General features: G+C 53.3%; 15 protein-coding genes. 8 read left to right on the top strand and 7 right to left on the bottom strand.

Features of this window, described 5'->3' with window-relative positions:
* Positions 1-18 precede the first annotated feature (18 nt).
* Both Poly59_RS16790 and Poly59_RS16795 read right to left on the bottom strand, forming a co-directional pair.
* A complete protein-coding gene (locus Poly59_RS16790) occupies positions 19-684 on the bottom strand; it encodes a DUF2726 domain-containing protein (RefSeq protein WP_146535206.1) in 666 nt (221 codons plus the stop codon).
* Positions 685-686: 2 nt separating this feature from the next.
* Complete coding sequence (locus tag Poly59_RS16795; protein WP_146535207.1) at positions 687-1,307, bottom strand: hypothetical protein; 621 nt, start codon at positions 1,305-1,307, stop codon at positions 687-689.
* 144 nt (positions 1,308-1,451) lie between these two features.
* Here Poly59_RS16795 and Poly59_RS29615 point away from each other — a divergent pair, with 144 nt between their 5' ends.
* Positions 1,452-1,655: a hypothetical protein gene (locus Poly59_RS29615; RefSeq protein WP_186776319.1), complete on the top strand. Its 204-nt coding sequence runs from the start codon at positions 1,452-1,454 to the stop codon at positions 1,653-1,655.
* A gap of 460 nt (positions 1,656-2,115) precedes the next feature.
* Here Poly59_RS29615 and Poly59_RS16800 read toward each other — a convergent pair whose 3' ends face one another.
* Positions 2,116-2,748 (bottom strand): adenylate kinase family protein, encoded by a 633-nt coding sequence (locus Poly59_RS16800; RefSeq protein WP_146535208.1) that lies wholly within the window; start codon positions 2,746-2,748, stop codon positions 2,116-2,118.
* Positions 2,749-3,706: 958 nt separating this feature from the next.
* On the opposite strand from Poly59_RS16800, the gene Poly59_RS16805 reads away from it, so the two are divergent.
* The 4 genes from Poly59_RS16805 (at position 3,707) to Poly59_RS16820 (ending at position 8,386) form a co-directional block, all read left to right on the top strand.
* Positions 3,707-5,155 (top strand): sulfatase, encoded by a 1,449-nt coding sequence (locus Poly59_RS16805; RefSeq protein ID WP_186776320.1) that lies wholly within the window; start codon positions 3,707-3,709, stop codon positions 5,153-5,155.
* Between the two features lie 120 nt (positions 5,156-5,275).
* Positions 5,276-5,785: a DUF7133 domain-containing protein gene (locus Poly59_RS16810; protein ID WP_146535210.1), complete on the top strand. Its 510-nt coding sequence runs from the start codon at positions 5,276-5,278 to the stop codon at positions 5,783-5,785.
* A 311-nt stretch (positions 5,786-6,096) separates the two neighbouring features.
* Positions 6,097-6,333 (top strand): ankyrin repeat domain-containing protein, encoded by a 237-nt coding sequence (locus Poly59_RS16815; RefSeq protein ID WP_146535211.1) that lies wholly within the window; start codon positions 6,097-6,099, stop codon positions 6,331-6,333.
* Positions 6,334-6,985: 652 nt separating this feature from the next.
* The gene (locus Poly59_RS16820) at positions 6,986-8,386 is read left to right on the top strand and encodes a sialidase family protein (protein ID WP_186776321.1); all 1,401 of its coding nucleotides are present in this window, start codon (positions 6,986-6,988) and stop codon (positions 8,384-8,386) included.
* Positions 8,387-8,717: 331 nt separating this feature from the next.
* Here Poly59_RS16820 and Poly59_RS16825 read toward each other — a convergent pair whose 3' ends face one another.
* Complete coding sequence (locus Poly59_RS16825) at positions 8,718-9,656, bottom strand: ThuA domain-containing protein (RefSeq protein ID WP_146535213.1); 939 nt, start codon at positions 9,654-9,656, stop codon at positions 8,718-8,720.
* A gap of 291 nt (positions 9,657-9,947) precedes the next feature.
* On the opposite strand from Poly59_RS16825, the gene Poly59_RS16830 reads away from it, so the two are divergent.
* From Poly59_RS16830 to Poly59_RS16840, 3 genes are all read left to right on the top strand, one after another.
* Positions 9,948-12,095, top strand: a complete 2,148-nt coding sequence (locus tag Poly59_RS16830) for a DUF7133 domain-containing protein (protein WP_456238991.1) — start codon at positions 9,948-9,950, stop codon at positions 12,093-12,095.
* Positions 12,096-12,267: 172 nt separating this feature from the next.
* Positions 12,268-12,645: a hypothetical protein gene (locus tag Poly59_RS16835; RefSeq protein WP_246151714.1), complete on the top strand. Its 378-nt coding sequence runs from the start codon at positions 12,268-12,270 to the stop codon at positions 12,643-12,645.
* A 331-nt stretch (positions 12,646-12,976) separates the two neighbouring features.
* Positions 12,977-14,896, top strand: a complete 1,920-nt coding sequence (locus tag Poly59_RS16840; RefSeq protein ID WP_146535214.1) for an OPT family oligopeptide transporter — start codon at positions 12,977-12,979, stop codon at positions 14,894-14,896.
* A 332-nt stretch (positions 14,897-15,228) separates the two neighbouring features.
* Here Poly59_RS16840 and Poly59_RS16845 read toward each other — a convergent pair whose 3' ends face one another.
* From Poly59_RS16845 to Poly59_RS16855, 3 genes are all read right to left on the bottom strand, one after another.
* Positions 15,229-15,750, bottom strand: a complete 522-nt coding sequence (locus Poly59_RS16845; RefSeq protein WP_146535215.1) for a macro domain-containing protein — start codon at positions 15,748-15,750, stop codon at positions 15,229-15,231.
* A 204-nt stretch (positions 15,751-15,954) separates the two neighbouring features.
* On the bottom strand, positions 15,955-16,392 hold the full coding sequence (locus tag Poly59_RS16850) for a hypothetical protein (RefSeq protein WP_146535216.1): 438 nt from the start codon (positions 16,390-16,392) through the stop codon (positions 15,955-15,957).
* Between the two features lie 56 nt (positions 16,393-16,448).
* Positions 16,449-18,194, bottom strand: coding sequence for a hypothetical protein (locus tag Poly59_RS16855; RefSeq protein WP_146535217.1), 1,746 nt, complete (start codon positions 18,192-18,194; stop codon positions 16,449-16,451).
* Positions 18,195-18,394 lie beyond the last annotated feature (200 nt).

Genomic DNA, 18,394 nt, shown 5'->3' on the forward strand with positions numbered 1-18,394 from the left:
TTTGACTCGTTCGCAATTTCAATCAATCCCGATGATCTCGCGACAGTTCGGATAGTTGACGCATGCCCAGAAGCGTTTGCCGGCGTGTACTCCTTTCGCTGCTTTGCGCCTGACCATTGTCGTGTGACATTTAGAGCAGGACGGTTCGCTTGATTCCTGCGGCAATGGTGGCGGAGATGACAGGAAAGTTGCGGTGTCTGGCAGAACGGCCGCGATTTGTTCTTGGACTTCGGTGATCGAATATGCGCGGGCAGCTTTGATGTGCAGAATCGACAGGGCGGCGGCAGCAAATGCTTTGTCGACGAATGCATCGCGATCTTGTCGGTCTTTGCGATTGTGGGTGGTGTCGTCAAGCTCGATGGCGAGGACGGGCTGCATTGTGGTGGGATCGCAGAGCAGGAAGTCGACATGCTTGCTGCGGATCTTGTTCTCGTGCGTGCGGCTGTCGTCGCTGCGCGGGACGTACAGCACGTCCCATAGTCGCACCTTATGATTGATCGAGTAGGATTGCCCGACCGCTTGCTGAAGAACTCGAAAGAACGCCAACTCGGCGGCTGACAAGAAGTTGTCACGCAGGCGGTACGGCAGGACATTTTGAGTCACTCCCGATCTAGCACCTGGACCGATGCCCAAAAGCTTGAAAAAGAAACCAAAGCAACCGTCTCGTTCTGACTTGTCGGCCATTTCTATTCTGCACCATGCGTTTGAGCTGCATAAAGTTCGTCGTCGCCGACGCTGACGACGTAGTCTTCGGTGATGAAGGTGCCGATTGATTGGACTTGTTTGTAGTCTTCGCTGCGGATCGTGAACATCAATTGAGACTTCGGCGGACGACCGACAGATCCCCATTGCTTGTCTAAAAATCTCAACGTGCCTCGAACCTTAAGAGGTTTTCGAGTATTGATTTGAGCCGCTTGTTCGCGAGTCATCGGGATCGATAGAGGCTGTGTGCTGGTGATTTTGAAAGGCATCTTTCGTGATGGCTTGTAACTTGGAACGCGTGAGGAAGTGCGGAAAGTACCCATTCCCGTCTTCCAGTCGACGCCAATGATCTTGACCTCGAATTCAAGATCTACTTCATCGAAAGCGTCATGGATTGCTTGACGAAGGTTTGAAAGTGTGTCCTGCCGTTCCAGCTCTGATTTGCCAGGAGGGTTTCGCCTTGCGAGCAACTGCATTTCTTTTACGAAAACCTCAACCGTGACCACTTCCCTTTTCTTTGTTTCGTCAACGTCATTTGCCGCCACGGACGATTCGACGAAGAACGCGAATGCAAATGCGAACGTGGCGATTTTTGATTTTCCCAAGCTGACCATCTCAAGATCCCTAGACTCGAATTTTAGAACGTGATCGAGTTTCTAGCAGAATCATGTGATTGTTCTTCGATAGTGTCGGTGAAACATTCGTCAAGTTTTCATGAATTGCGCCTCCATTGCCTGCATGACCCTTGAATGTCTTCACCGAAAGTTTCACAACTTCAGTTCCAAGTGTGCATTCCCATGGGGTGTTTGTCCCTTCGTCGCCCAAACGTCGACGCATCACATCTAGCGATGGTTCCACCACTGAGTGAGATGGCGTTTCCTGCTTCTTTGGATGGGATGTTGGAACTGGCTGAAGGAAAGAGCCAGTTGGATCCGAACACGGAAAGAGAGTGATTGGTCCGGGGCCATGGATCTAGTGACGATCGGCTCTCATTCAAAACCATCTCCAATAAGCTTCTCGCCGAGCATAACGCTGATGTCGTGAAGAATCGGTTCAGGTCTGCCTTCAAAACGAGTGACCTGGACGACAGGTTGCAGGAGTGAACGTCGCAACGCTTTGTCGCGCTGAGCCGACGCATCAGAACTGGAAACACTGATCGTCACTCATCGACACTCATCACTCATCGACACTGACGAAGCCTGACGCTGGATTCGTGTGAATGAGCGTCGATTAGAATTCTGCTTTCTTCTTTGTCATGGTCAAGATTGCGTCTTTCTGCCAAATTCAGATCGCCTCGGTTTTCTCGCCGCCCCTGTGTTTCGACAAACGTGCTGACAGTGACGAAATCGATTCGCTGCGGCACCGATTCAACGGTAGCATCGGTTCACTGGTCCGGCGATGACAAACGCGGACTTAGATGCCAAGCTGCGCGCGAATATCGGCTTGAATCGACGCCGGTGGACGTGTGCCGTCGATGTTGAGTACCAATTCCTTGCGTTGGAAGAGACCCAGCACCGGTTCGGTCTTCGAATGATATTCCTTCAATCGACCGGCCAACGCTTCGGAAGTGTCGTCGGGGCGCGAAACGAGTCCGCCTCCGCAAACGTCGCAGATGTTTTCAACTGCTGGACGATGCGAGATGAGGTTATAGTCCAAGCCACAATCACGACACAATCGCCTCGACAAGACTCGCTCTCGCACTACCTCATCAGGCACTTGAATGTGAATCACCGCATCGATGTCATAACGTTCGAGGAAAAACTGAGCCTGCGACTCACTCCGCGGAAACCCGTCGAGAACAAAGCCGAAGTTCCAGTCGTGTTCTTCCAGACGCCGATTGACGATCCCCTCGACAACTTCATCGCCGACGAGGTTTCCTGAAGCGACGATCCGCTTGACTTGAGCGCCCAACTTGGTGTGATTCTTGATGTGCCAACGGAAGATGTCCCCCACGCTGATGTGCACCAAATCAAAGGCGTCAACAAGCATCGAGGCCTGCGTCCCTTTCCCACATCCCTGGACGCCCATGATCACATATTTGTGCACAAATAGCCTCTCATTCTTGCAAGTATTCAACAAGTTTACGAATGAATCATTGAACGCCTGGAATGAACGCTCGATCTTGTAAGGACGGACCCACGTAGCCTCCCTCGGCAGGACGCCGTCGTGTGGGCATCAGGTCTTTGTAACTGATCATGCTCAGAAAGTGCCACATGCAAATCAATCATGCGTATTATTGCAAGTCAGCTTTGGAAACGTACCACGGCGTTTGCTTAATGTCGCTGCGAGCAAACATGGTGTCTTCTGCCTTGTATTACTCAGTCCATCGCGAGCGAGATTCTACATTCATCGGGCTCAGTTTCCAAGTTCGGGTTGGATCTTACAATCGCTTTGAAACTTCCGCTCCCGCTGCTCATCGCTAACCGAAAAACCAATCCTTCCTTGCCTGGATTCTCGATCGAACTAGCATCTTCTAGAGTTCAGGGTACGAGCGGAGAAATTTGTGATGCGGTGCGTTTGTGATGCGGTGCGTCGGAGCAAAATCACGTCACGTATTTGACGCTGGTCCGGTGGCACCAGTTTCGATCAAGCAACACGATTTCGGCTGCAATAGGCCAATTGGCGAGATCTCGCTGGAAGGCCGTGCTTCGCTTTTCTTGCCCGGTTTTTAGAGATTGCGTTGCCGATTGAAATGCGTTGGCAGAACACTATCGCTGTCGGTCGAGTATCCTGAGGCGGTCCAGGACGGTGAAACCGGGAATTCAGATCAAGCTTGAAAAGCGAAAGTTTTCCGCTGGTTCCTGCGAAACTGGATACCGGAATTGGACACAGAACCGCAACCTGCGAGAAACACGATCACGCAGATTCGTTCACAAGGCAATGTTTGGCAATGCTACGGTGTGCTCCTGGGTTGCTGGACCTTCAGCCACTCTTGGATCGAATATTTCTGGTGCAAGACAGGCCTACTATCTCGACTACTTTGGTTCAAAACAAGAGAACGGAAATGATACGATTCATAGTTGTCTTCGCGTCGCTGTTTGGGATCGTTTCGATTGCAGATGCTTCGGAACGGCCCAACGTGGTATTTGTGGCGATCGACGATTTGAACGATTGGGTGGGCTGCCTGGGTGGTCACCCACAAGTTCAGACGCCTTGCATTGATCGGCTCGCCGCACGTGGCGTGAACTTCACGAACGCTCACTGCCAGGCTCCGATTTGCAATCCTTCGCGAATCAGCATGTTGCTGGGTAAGCTGCCTTCGACCACTGGGCACTACTTCTTGGCGCCGGGCTTTCGTGATGTCGATGTGACTCGCGACGACGTGACGTTGTTTCAGTACTTCCGTTCGCAGGGATACCGGACTGAGTCGATGGGCAAAGTCTTTCACTCGGGTTCAGACGAAGCCTCGTTTGACCACGTCGAGCGATCGCAAGGCTATCGTCGTGCGAAGGGTCAAACCGAGAAGCTGCGTTATCGGCTGCCGGGATCGCATCCTGGTTGGGACTGGGGCGAGTTTCCGATGGCTGATAAAGACCAACGCGATCATTACACGGCCGCCTGGGCAGCCAAGCGGATTCCGGAACTGGCAGAACAGGAGCAACCGTTTTGTATGGCGATCGGTTTCCATCTTCCTCATGTGCCGATCTACGCAACGAAGAAGTGGTTCGACATGTATCCGCTTGCCACACTTCAAATGCCTAAATCGCCCGCCGACGATCTTGATGATGTGCCACCGATTGCAGTGCAGCTTAGCCTGAATCCGACGGCGCCGCGTCATCAGTGGATGACCGAAACAGGTGAGGACAAGCATGCTGTGCAAGCTTATTTGGCTTCGATCTCATTCGTTGATCACCTGGTGGGAATGGTCACCGATTCCATTGAGAATGCCGGGCTTGGCGACAATACGATGGTTGTCCTGTTCAGCGACCACGGTTTTCACCTCGGCGAAAAGAACAAATGGGCTAAACGTAGTCTTTGGCTGAGGACAACCCGAGTGCCATTGATCATTTCGGGACCTGGGTTTTCCAAAAATCAGCTTTGCAATTCGCCCGTTGGTTTGATTGACGTGTATCCGACACTGGTCCAGGCTTGTGGACTGCCGATGCCCGATGGTCTTGATGGGAATAGCCTTGTCGGTCTGATGAAAGATACGGCATCGCCTTGGGATCATCCCGCGATCTGCACGTTCGGTCCCGGAAACCATTCGGTCCAATCACGCGACTACCATTACATTCGCTATCAGGATGGGGCAGAAGAATTGTACGACCACCGGACGGACAAAGACGAACTTCATAATCTTATTGGAGACGAAACGTTGGAACCGATTTCGGCTCGGCACCGTGCTTGGGTTCCTGTTGATGACGCACCTATGGTTCCCGGCAGTCGAGGCAGCGATTCACCGCTTTACGGCGAATCCGAAGGCCTTCTCGAAGCGATGAACCGCAATGAATAAGCCCAATGCAAATCAGGCTGCGTCGAGTGATGCACTTCATGAGAGTCGTTATTAGCTTTTTCACATTCACCGTGTGTGTGGTGACGTGCCAAGCGTTGACGTACTCGCAGGAAACCACTCGTGGAGACGACTCGCGCGTTAGTCATGATCGTGACCGCGATTTTCCGAGCCCTACGATACCGAACCGGAAAAGACTTCGCCGATGTCGGCAGAGTAAGCTACGGCACGGCGGTGTTGCTTGAGAAGTTTCGCTGCGAGGTGTTTACCAGCGAGCTGGATGCTAGGCAACCGATTGCACTGCGCTTTGACGATCGCGAGCGAATTCGGGTGGCCGAGTGCTACACCCATGCAGAGCGTCCGGACCGTTGGGCCGATGATCTTCGCGATCGAATCAATATCTTGAAGGATACCGACGGTGATAGTCGAGTGGACAAGCGAGACGTGTTCCGGGACGAATCGGTTCACTTGACCAGCATCGCGAAGTTGATGGGGGCGTGTACGCGAGTTGTCCGCCAAATCTGCTTTACATCGCGGATGCCGACGGCGACGATATGCCCGACGGCGAACCGAAAATGGTTCTGGTTGGATTCGAAGCGGACTCTACGAGCCACAACGTTGCCAACGGCTTGAAGGTCGGCCTCGACGGTTACCCCGACGGTTGTCTCTACGGTTGTCACGGTATCCTATCGGTATCAATGGTGGGCACTCCGGGAATGCCCGAGAGCCAAAGAACACCGGTCAACACGGCGATCTGATGTTATCAGCCAGACACAAAGCGTTTGAAGTGTTTTTCAGCGGCGGAACCAATCCGTGGAGACTTGATTGGAATGCCGACGGGCAACTGTTCTACACCAACACCGTGATTTGACATCTCTGGCACGGACTGCCCGGTGTGTATTGCGAACGAATGTTCGGCGATCATTTGAATCCTCACGTCTACGATGTCATCACGTATACGGCGGACCACGTTCATTGAGATAAAGGAACTGATCCATGCGAGTTCCAAGCAAATTTGCATCGGCGACGAGCACGGTAACCGAGCGATTCACTGGGCGATCCCTGCCCGTCGAATTCCCATCATTCAAACACTGTGTAATTCCAACGCAGAGATCAACGCGAAACGTACGGATTTGCAGTCGCCGCTACATCTGGGCCATGCAGGTACGGTGCCTGCGTAGCGAACGAAGTGTTGTGATGGCGATTCAATGGTCAAAAAGTTTCTCAACCACGCGACGGCGAAACGCATCTGCAAAGATAGAGAGTCTGAAGTGTTAGGAACGTAATGACAAACAGAACCGCTATCGAGAATTTTCATTCGCGATAGTGAATCGTGAATTCCATACTCGTTAGTTGAACTCGAACAGTGAGATAGCAATTGTCGTGGAAGGTGTTGATGCTTTCGCACATCAGTCCAAAAATCGCTTGGCAGTTCGAAAATTGCGAGACGACGAATTTGTTGAGCTGACTGACTGGATTCTGTATCTACCTCGCGAGCATCTCCCGTTGCGCGACCGCGTGACGCTGTCTTGATTGCCCAGCAGTTTGTCCTTTTCTAAACGGACGATCGAAGGGCTCCCGATGGCCAGAACGATCCAGAGAGAGAACGACGCTAGATTTTTTCGCTAGACTTTTGTGGTAGACGTAATGCACCGCTGGCGAGTTCGGTCGAATTTCTGAATCAGTGCTTCAAAGTCGCCCGACCGCTTTGGCCGGTTCGGCAGAAAACCTTTCGAACGGGCGGAGTATTTCGGCAACAATCGATATCGATTGTCGCAACGTCTAAACCGAGACGGTCTTCGGAAAATCATGAGAATTGAGGATAAAGCAACTGTGTCAAACCAAATTCCATTCGCTCGCCAGATGCTCGCATCCGTGGTGATTTCCAGTTTGCTCGCATGCTCTTCGTCGAGTTTTGCTCCGGCGCTCTACGCCCAGACGGTAGCGCCAGAGTCTGTGTTGGGTGACACCGCGATGCCTTCCTCCGACGACGTATCGCAAACCTTCCCTTACGGAATCACCGGCAAGACACCACCTTCTTTGATCAAAATCAATTACGACGGTCAGCCTCCGTATCACAAGCACCGCATCAATCTGAGGATCTTTCAAGGCTGCCCACAGGTAGAAATTTCCGAGGGCGGCAGACTTTGGGCAACTTGGTTTGGCTCCAACGTGCAATCCGAACGCGCACCGTTCCACCAAGGCCAGTTCTCGGTCATCTCGACTTCCGCAGACGATGGTAAAACTTGGCAAGAAGTGTTTGTCTTTGACCCGAGTGACCTGCTTGGTGGCGGCGCATCGGATCCGATGTTGTGGAAAGACGCCAAGGGCAATATTCGCTTTATTGGTCTTCGGAACATCGATTTCAAAGGCAAGGATGAATTCGCATCTTCGGCGTGGGAGTTCACGATGCTCGATCCAGAGAACGAGTACACTGCCTGGTCCTCGCCACGTCTACTTGGAAATAAAAACATCTCGGTCATGAAGCCGCTTATCTTCCCGGATGGAACGATCATGCGCTCGATGGACGACTTCAAACTCGTTGGCAAACCTAACGAAGTGAGGATTCGCTTTTTGAAAGAAGACTCCATCGGCAAGCCGATCTTTGTTTCTGAATTCCCCGTCGACAACGACGCGGTGTTTGCGGAGCAAATGCCAATCATCCGAAAGGATGGAAGCCTATTTACCTTCTACCGCGCTAAAAAGGGCCAGAAGTTTGCCGAGTCTTTCGACGGCGGCAAGAACTGGAAACTTGGCGGCTATTATCCGATGCAGTTCTCAATCAACACGAAGTGCATTCTCAAAACACTCCCGTCGGGAAGAGTGCTGTTGGTCGCTAACGATGTCCAAATGAACGTGGACAACGGCAAGAGCAAGTTCTACTACACCGATGGAAACGGCAATGAACGCGAGCTCGAAGGATACAAGGGCCCACGCGCCCGCATGACGGCCTACTTAAGTGACGACGACGGCAAAACCTTTTCGCACAAGTTGCTTTTGTGCGACGATGGCCAAATCAGTTACCCCTCGGCAACGATTAACAAAGATGGTGCGATTTACATCGCCTACGACCAGGGACGTGGCGTGATCGGCCAGCACACAATCTTTCTGTCGAAAATTTCCGAAGAAGACATTCTTGCTGGCGAACTTGTCGATGGCGAAAGCTTTTTGAACAACGTCGTGAGCCGCCCCAGCGATCAAGGTGGGGGACGCCGCGAGGGCGATAAAATCTAAGATCGACTGCGATTGTCTGTGCTGGATTGCGAGCGTGTCGCCGACTCGTTGACTACAAGATCGTGACGCTTTTGATGTCGTTGTGGATGCTTGCTTGACGCGAGAAAAGCGTAATCGCTTGCCGCTTCATCGAGAGTCGGTCCGAAACGAACAGTCGCCGACTTTCTGCTCGTCATGCCTCTGTCTTCCGCAGGTTCGCTGGGCTTTTACATGATGTGCATCGCCTGATGACGGTTCGATTGTTTCGTTTGAAAGCATCACAGCACAAAGCCAATCTCCTCTTCGCAAATCCTCTTTGGCCTCGCTAGTCTGATCTCGTTGTGGTCGAACGCTACTTCTCTGGTGCTAGAGCGGGTTGCTGAATTGACGCGTCGGATGTGGCAGTGTCGTCTGCATTCAGATCACCGATGGCGTACTGAATCCCGTCGAGGATGTGCCTCAAAATATCGGGGTTCTCGAACGTCTCGTCACGATGCCCAAAGTTGGTGTAGAAGACACGTCCCTTGCCAGCTTTGTGAATCCACGACACGGGCACTTCGCGAGGCCCATCGTTGATGCGCCCCGAGACTTCATCCTTGCTCATGTCCAAGCTGACTAGCAATCGCAGGACACTTGGCCCTTGGTAAGAATCCGGTCTGTATTGATAGATCTCGTCCTGGTGCCAGAACCCCTGGCCCTTAAAAGTTGCATTCAAAATGTGTTTTGGATCGTCCAGTTTGAACGCCCACGTCCCACCAGCGCCCCAGGGATGACCTGCAAATCGTCCTCCGACCAATTCCACACATTCGGGGTGCCGCCCGAAGTTGTCACTTGCCGCGTGAATTCCTGCTAAGCCCTTTCCATCGGCAATGAAATCTAAAAATGCATTGAGTTGGGATGGCTTGGGAAATTGCATGCCCGTCGTGTTGTTCAAAATGATGCAGTCATACTGCTTCAGATTTTCAGTCGTGAACACGTCATAGCTGTCCGCGATATCGGCACTGTAGGCATCGGTCTTGGCACCCATCTGTTCGACCGCATAGTTGGCTGAAGGAATCGAACCGTGCACGAACCCCTCACAGCGATAGAACACCAACGCTTTTCTCGGTTTGGTTGGTTTGACAGTCGCTTCAATAGGGATGGCAGCGATGATTGCGTCCTTCGCGTTCTGCGATACGTCAAATTTGGCTTTTCGCTGTTCCCAGGTCGGTTTCTGTTTCGGCTTGTCCTGCGCGGTGACGACCGCGGCTGTGAAAATAAAAACGAGAGCTATGGCGGCAGGTCGAATCATGTCTCTTGGTTTCCAATAGTTGGATGGTGAAATGGACAAGGCATTCGTTCTTTCGTGTCCTGACGAGCGTGCCTCGTCGCGAAGGCGGCGTCAGCCGTGGGGGGACAGAGATTATCCGCTAATCGCGAGTCCCAAGCTAGCGCTCGATGTACTCGATCTTAAAAAGCGGCTTCGGCGGATGAGTATTCGAGATCTTTGATCTCTTGACTTGATTTAGCGCAACCCATTGGGCAAATTGGCTATTCCTCTGTTGCCACAGAATACCCACCGAACGACTCGAATTGCCGTAGCATGCTCCAACGCTCGATTGCCTTCGCTTTAGTCCTCTTCCTCCCTTGTTTGTCGCTTACCAAAGCTCAATCGCAGAGTTCGAAAGCTCCGCCGCTAACTCCCGAGCAGTCGATTGCCACAATGCAGATCCAGCCCGGATATCGCGTTATCCCGGTGCTGACCGAGCCACAGATTCACGAACCGACGGCGATTGCGTGGGATGGCGATGGTCGGATGTACGTTGTGGAAATGCGAACATACATGCAAGACATCGACGGCACGGGGGAAATGAAGCGAGGGAGTCGTGTGTCACGTCACGAGGACACCGACGGAGATGGCGAGTACGACAAGCACACGGTCTTCGCCGACAATTTGTTGGTGCCGCGAATGGTGTTGCCGCTGTTGGATCGAGTCATCATTGGCGAAACCAACACGTTGGACTTGAAGAGCTACCAAGACACCAACGACGACGGTGTCGCGGACAAAATTGAAATGTGGCACGAGTTGGGGCCACGAGCCGGAAACATGGAGCATCAACCCAGTGGTCTGATCTGGAACATCGACAACTGGATCTACACGACCTATTCACAGCACCGGCTTCGTCTTTCGAACGGAAAAGTCATTCAAGAACCGCTTCCGTACGGTGCCGGTCAGTGGGGTCTGACTCAAGACAACGTCGGCCGAATGTTCTTCTCAACGGCGGGAGGCGAAAACCCGGCACACAATTTTCAGCAACCGATCGTTTACGGCAAGTTGGATCTGCCGGGCGAACAGGCCGATGGGTTTCGCGAAGTTTATCCGATCGACAACGTGCCCGATGTCCAAGGCGGTCTGAAGCGAGTGCGTGACGACGGTTCGCTGAATTGGTTTACCGGTTGTTGCGGTCAATCGATCTATCGAGGCAACCGATTACCTCCTGATGTCGATGGTGATCTGTTCATTTGCGAACCTGTAGGTCGACTGATCCGACGGGCAAAAGTTGCCAACGACGAAGGGCGGATCGTAGTTTCTAATGCGTATGACAAGCAAGAGTTCATCGCGGCGACCGATCCCAATTTTCGTCCGGTCAACAGTGCCACCGGGCCTGACGGTTGTCTGTACATCGTCGATATGTACCGCGGCATCATTCAAGAAGGCGCCTGGGTTCGCGAAGGCTCGTATCTTCGTGAAGTCGTTCAGGAATACGAGCTAGATAAAAATATCGGCCGAGGTCGAATTTTTCGCGTCGATCAGGGGTCGACCAAGCGAGGGTCACAACCCCGAATGCTTGACGAGACTCCGGTGCAATTGGTTGCTCATCTATCAAATCCGAACGGATGGTGGCGCGACGAGGCACAGAAGTTGATCATTTTGCATGGTGACAAGAGCGTCTTGCCTGAACTGCAACACCTAGCCCGATCGGGAAGTGATCCGCTCGGGCGTCTGCATGCCCTGTGGACACTCGAAGGACTGGACGCAGCCGATTCTGAATTGCTGTTGCAAGGATTCGGGGACAGTGACGCTCGCGTCCGCGCCGCCGCCGTGCGTATCGCCGAGACACGACTGGATTCGGATTCTCAGCTCGCCCGAGGCGTCGCCGCACTGGTACGTGACGAATCACCCGATGTCGTGATCCAGACACTGCTGTCCGCGATCCGAGGAAAGCACGCGCAAGCGGATAGAATCGTTGCGGAAATCTTGTCATCTCACCCAAGTAACAAGTGGATTGCTTCGATTGAGCAACAGGTGCGAGCCGGTATGGCGGCAATCGAAGCCGAACAACGAAAACACGCTGAAATGGCAGAACGCAACAAGGCACTGGCCGAGTCGGTGGTTCAGGGCAAAGCGATTTTTTCGACACTCTGCGTCACTTGTCACGGCGCCGATGGAAATGTCAAGAAACCGCCGGCGTATTCAAGAGAGATATCTGCGGTCGAGATCGTTCTAATTTCGGGAAGAGAGTTGCTCGATGCAAATTCTGGATTGGTTCGCGGGCGACTAGTAACGTTTTGTGGGTCATGGAAGAAATTTGTCGCTCCACCTGGACGAGCCATTTTCGTTCCGAACTTGAATCGGGGCTGCTCTACCGCGAAGTCCTTCGAGAGGCGGCATCATCTTGAAGACGCCACGCTCGCGGACAAAGCACGTGAACCAGAAAAGCCTTTCCGAACCGGGATTTCGCAATATTGATCGAACAAGCGGCTTCGTCGCTCGCCTTCATGAGTGTCCCTCTACGGATACGCCAGAAGAACATTGCCAAATCAATTTTCTTCATCTTTGAAGGTGTTTTGCGTGGTGAAACGACTAATCGATCGGAACCATCGGTGTTTGCCTGACCCGCTACGGCAGGGATCTTTGAATCATGCTCGTATCGAAAGAAAGTTCGTTGCGATACAGTCGGGGATCTCATCGCAAACAGTTGTCCGAGGAAATCATGGCAAAAGACGATCAAGAAGCCCCGAAAAACGAAGAACGCGTGTCGGCGTCAGACCACACGCAAAAAATCAAGGCGCAGATTCTCGAGAAGACCGGCCAACCGCCGCGACTGCATCACGTGGAAGTGTGCCAGCACCACAATGGGAACTATCGGGTTAACGTTTGGGAGAAACTGGTGCCCTCGGGCAATACGAGTTTTTCGACAGAAATCCACATTGGGTCATCGTACTATTTGAAGGTCTCGGATTCTGGCGAGATCGTCCACAGCAACCCGCCGCTAACTCTGCGTTGTTTCTCGGCGTAAACTGCGCACCCAAGACCTCAAAATTTAGCTCCGGCAATCTTTCAGTCGCGCCTGGTCGTATGAGTAAATTTCGACAGAGAGCTCGGGGCGATTTGACACCCCGTCGCAGGTTCTTGCGGCGTCGAGCGACGCCGAGAAACATCGGGTTGTCTGGTTGTCGAGGCGGGGGGCGTGTCGCGGAACACAAGCGGAACCACGATTGATTCGAATTTTCGTTTGTTTCGTTTCTCACACCATTGACCCCGGATCGCAAGGACGGCTGGTGCCATCTCAATGATCGATAGTACATTCGCCTTGCTGCTTAGCTACTAAAGTGCCTTCGAGTTGACGCATGTCTAGCAACCTTACCGAGAAGCCCGCCGACCACGCTACGAAATCAACGGCAGAGATTACTGTTCGCGTCGTTGTTTTGGGTTTGATCCTATCCGTCGTGATGGGAGCCGCCAACGTTTACGTCGGGCTCAAAGCCGGGATGACCGTTTCGGCATCGATCCCAGCAGCGGTCATGGCGATGCTGTTGTTTCGGTTGTTCTTCAAAAACTCGTCGATCCTTGAAGCAAACCAAGTCCAAACCTGTGCTTCGGCGGGCGAGTCTTTGGCAGCCGGGATTATCTTTACGATGCCGGCGATGATCCTGATCGGGTATTGGACCGAGTTCGATTATTGGACCGTCACGCTTGTCGCATTCACCGGTGGCCTGTTGGGAATCTTGTTCATGATTCCTATGCGGAAAGTATTCGTGGTCAACAACGATGAACTGAAATATCCCGAAGCGGTTGCCTGTGCCACGGTGCTCCAGGCCGGAGAAGCGGACGAAGAAGATGGAGCCGGAACCAGTCTGATTGTCGGTGGCGTGTTGGGTGGCTTGGTAAAAGTTTTTGGCGGCTTCCTAGGACTCATTAGCGGCAGTTTGGAAACGGCGGGCATTTCAGGTTCCAGGATTTTCTATTTCGGTGGCGACCTTTCACCCATGCTGATCGCCGTTGGATTCATCGTCCGGCTAAACGTGGCGATCTTGATCTTTATCGGTGGCGCGATGGCTTGGTTGATCGGCATTCCGCTGCTGGGCGGCGCGTTGACCGGAGATGGCGCCGACGGAGCGGTCGACCAAGCGTATGGCATTTGGAGTAGTCAGATGCGTTATGTTGGTGTCGGAGCCATGGTTGTCGGCGGTTTTAGTGCGCTGATCGCCGTGCGACACGGATTGGTGGCTGCTGTCGCCCACCTATGGAATGGCATGACTGGCGATCAAGACGCGGTGCAAGAAGACATAGATCGCGACATTCCCTCGTGGGCCGTTTTGCTTCTAGGTTTACTCTGCGTGGCTTTGCTTGCGATGATGAACTACTGGTTCACCAACAACGCAGGGATCACGCTGCTATCGACCACTGTGATGTTGGTCATGGGATTCTTCTTCACGGCGGTCGCCAGCTATATCGTTGGATTGGTCGGCAATTCAAACAGTCCCGTCTCCGGTATGACAATCACGGCGGTACTAGTCGCTGGTGGGCTGTTGTACTTGGCCAACTATACAGGCATGGACGGCATGGTTGCGACGCTTGGTATTGCGGCGATCGTATGCTGCGTCGCATGCACCAGTGGTGACGTTTGCAATGATTTGAAAACCGGGGCATTGGTGGGTGCTTCACCTTTTCGCCAGCAGATGATGCAGATTGCCGGAGTATCCGTTGCGGCATTTGTTATGGCGCCAGTTTTGACCTTGCTTCACGAACACGGCGGCGGAATCGGTAGCAAAGAACTGTCGGCTCCCCAGGCTGGCTTGTTCGCGAGCCTAGCCAAAGGTTTTGCCGGCGAAGGAGAACTTCCCTGGATGATGATCGGAATTGGCGCCGGATTGGGATTTGCAATTCTGTTAATCGATGAAGTCTTGAAACGCAGCGGAGCGACATTTCGAGCTCACTTGATGCCGATCGCAGTCGGCATGTATCTGCCATTCGGATTGGCGACGCCCATTTTGATCGGCGGCTTGATTGCCTATTTCTACTCCAAAGACAAACCCGAGAAAGAGCACGATGCGGTGTTGCATCGCGGCGTCTTGTTTTCATCCGGAGTCATTGCGGGCGAAGCCTTAACGGCGGTCGGCATCGCCGGGTTGGCGGCTCTCGGAATTCAATCGCTCAAACTTGGACTTTCACCTGGCATGGTGACGATGCTCTCTTGCCTAGCAGCAGTACTGATCGTGATCGTCTTCGTCGTCATGTCAAAACCGATCCCGCAAAACAAGAAATAGAGCTCTTGTCGCGAAACCAACGGGGCACAACGCAGTCGACCATCAAGTTAAGCCGCCTGTACCACCATTGCGCAATCGGTTTCCAATGTGCTTTAACTGGATTCGCCAATGCCGAGCGGATCGACACCGACGAGCGGATCTTCCGCGAAGGCGAAACAATCTACGGGAGCAAAGAGGCTGGGTTTGCCACTCCAACCACGACCGAGCCCTCCCTAGATCTCATTGCCCGCTGACCACAGCGGTCCGACAGACTCGCGGACAACCACGAGCGGCAGCATCCGATATCGCAACGTTAACAACAAAAGAAGAATCTAGACTTCATGTGGTTTCTTCTACGCCTGAACCCGTGCCACTGAGATTGCATTTGCGAGTTCGGATAGATGATCTTCCGAGCGGACTACGATCGTGAACGATATTTCATCGAACTTTGGATTATCCGCGAGTGGCGCGACTGCGGTTCCGAAGTCAGCGATTGCCATCGGGCCGTAGCCGGTGGCTAGTGTCGGCGTCGAGATTGTTTTCGCTCCTGCCCTGATGGCAAGGTCCAGTGCCGAAACAACGGTTTTGCGGACCAACTCGATGGACGAATCGTAGAAAGGGTCGATCGCAACAGCATGCAGAATGCAATCGAACGGAAGGTTTCCAGCTCGACTACGGACGACTGTTCCAGCCGGCACGGCAGAGATCGCATGGCTCTTCAGATAGGCGTGCAATTCATCTTGAATCGTCGGCCCAACCGCCGAAAGGATCGCTCCGTTGACGCCGCCCGAAAGATTCAACCACGGATTCGCGGTAGAGATCAACACATCAGCGGCAACTTTTAGAACATCGCCGACTTGTATGTTGATTTTCATTGGAACGGAACCGGTTGATTCAGTCTTTCTGAAACTACACGATGAGAATTTGCCGTTCGAAGCTTACGCTCGCGAGGCCGTCCCTCATTATATCAAGAACGGCGCCGCTTGACCCGATGCAGATGCCATCACCGATCGACGGTGACGCGACCGAATTGAAAACTGTTTGGAAACGGGTGGTGTTGCGGACGCAGCAATTGCGAATTACCCCGTGGCGTGTACGCCCGCAAATTCATCGTTGCTGATTCGAGTGTCTGCCTGCGCGTGGGCCAGTTTGGCGGCTTGCGATTCGATCCAAACTTGCAAGTCGTCGTGGATAATCATCTTTACGTCACCCACACCACGCAGCGTGTACTGGACCGTCTTTCCGATTAGGTACCAACGCGTCGGCTCGATGTGGCAGTCTCCATAGGGAATCAGTAGCGGCGGGTGAAAAATCGAAAAGGGAGACATCAGTTGCAGCGAAATACCCTCTCTCGTCACGCCGACCGTCGCGATTCCTTTGTATGAGTTCCAACCGATATCGCCGGCTACCAAAATCACCGTCTGCATTGTCCGCTCGGCTACACTGCCGGTTGCATCGACAGCGTGATACTGTCGGGCCAAGCGGGTCCACCGCCGAGCGTTGAGTTTCCACATCATGCACATTAAACCAAGAGGAAAACTGGAGCCCACCAGAATATACAAGAAGCTTCCGATCATATTTGTTCCTTTTTTGCGTTTTCTTGATCATGCCTCTGCAGCTTATCGGCTACTTGGCGAAGGTTCCGCTCAACAGACTGAGGCGATTGATTTGGGAATATTGGTAGGTCCTCGATCGAGACACCCATCCTGGCAAGCACGAATCGCCACTGATCGGCATCGCCGGCGTTGTTCATGATTGGCGATGGTCGACGTAGGAACAGTTCTTGGATCCGTGGTACCGCGGCCGATGCCTGCGGACCCAAGCGAATGAGTGCTTCGCGAATGCCTTCGATCAATACGCGTCGATCACGCCAATGCGGGATCGCCACCGTGCTATCGAGCATCGCATCGAGCTTTGGCATCGCGTGCTTTGGGCCAAGGTCAGCCAAAGTCGCGATCAGCGGTGCCGCCTGTTGATAGATCTCAGGCGAGTCGAAGATCTCGAGATACTCTTCATCTAGATTGGCAAACGTACCGTGCGGAAAACTTGCCAGTCGCTCGGCCAACCAATGACGCAGATTTGCCGAGGTGTGATCCATGGCGATTCGATCGACGAAGGCATCTCTCATCACGACGGGTGTCTTGTTCTTGGAAAAGACATTTTTGATTTGTGTATCAATGTCTCGGACTCGATCGTCGGCCATGATCCGCGCGATCAGTGCATGATCCCGCGGCTTGGTGTCAAAGAAAAACAAGCCAAGGTAGCGACGCGATAGGTCGAGCTGGGCGGTCGTCGCCATCGGGTCATCGAGTGCTTGCACAGTTTGGTCCCGTAGGACTTCGAGCGCCTTTGTATCACACGATGGAACGATGTAGTTGATCGTTTGCAGTAGCGCGGATTCCGGCTTGAGCGACCGCTCACCTGACTCTATGAGTTGACGCCCGACATGAAAGGACGCCGAAACGGGGCCACCGGACATGTTGGCTTGGAATCCAAAGTGGAACATGCGAGCGGGCACTGCCTGCTTTCGATAGCTTTTGCGAAAGCGCACTTCGCCACCGGAGTCAAAAATCGTGATCCGACGATGGGTGTAGGTTCGGCGATTTGATGGGTTATCAATGCGGATGATCCAATCGACCGCCTCGGCTTCGATCGCTTTGACTTCTCGAAGTCGCTCTTGTCCGGCCAATCGAACCGTCCAATTCGCCTCCACCGCCTTGGTCGCCGTGAGTAACTTCTTACCACGATTCGCTTGAACCAACGGTGGATACTCGCGGACGATCTGGCCTGGCTCATACGGAAAGATGCCAGGGGTGGGGTCTGTTTTCGCAGAAATCAAGGCATAGGTGGCGGATAGCTGAGTATCCGACGGCTTGCCTCGTCCGGCTGTCACCGTGGTAAGACTAGCCACATCGGGCAAGTCGAGCACGGCGAGAGCTAAGTAGTCGCATTTAGGCTCGCGGCGTTGATCCGGCCTTTCGAGACGAACATGTCCGTTAAGCTCGATGTCCTGATCCGGTCGCAAATCGGGCAACTCGTCCGCCTGATATGCATCTATTGCGGCCCAGCGAAATGGCTGCATGATGGCCCACCCAAGCAACAGCGAGACGCCGAATGCCGCCGCGGCGGACGACATGGGCGAAGAGATCGGAAGCAATCGCCGAATCGCCGCTGTGGCGACCAAATAGACGAATGCGGTGGGTGCGAATGAGAGAACCAGCCCAGGCACGATCAAGAGGAAATACCCAAACACCACCAGTTCAGGCAGTGCGATCGCTAGCCCAGCGAGAACGCCGGTGATGAAAATCGCAAACTTCATCCGCAAAATCGTTACAAAGATTAGGTTCGGCGCGGGGTGACCGATCGAATCGCAATCGTCGATCGCTCGCAACCAAAACGAGCGTCTGCCACTCAGAAATCTAGCTTGCTGCTAGTCGACAGGCCAGGATTTTCAAATTCCTGAATTCCCGGCCTCCTCAGGTTCGGTGCTGGGAATTGGCAGTGGGCTCAGCAGGCGGC

This window comes from Rubripirellula reticaptiva (assembly GCF_007860175.1).
GTDB classification, from domain to species: domain Bacteria; phylum Planctomycetota; class Planctomycetia; order Pirellulales; family Pirellulaceae; genus Rubripirellula; species Rubripirellula reticaptiva.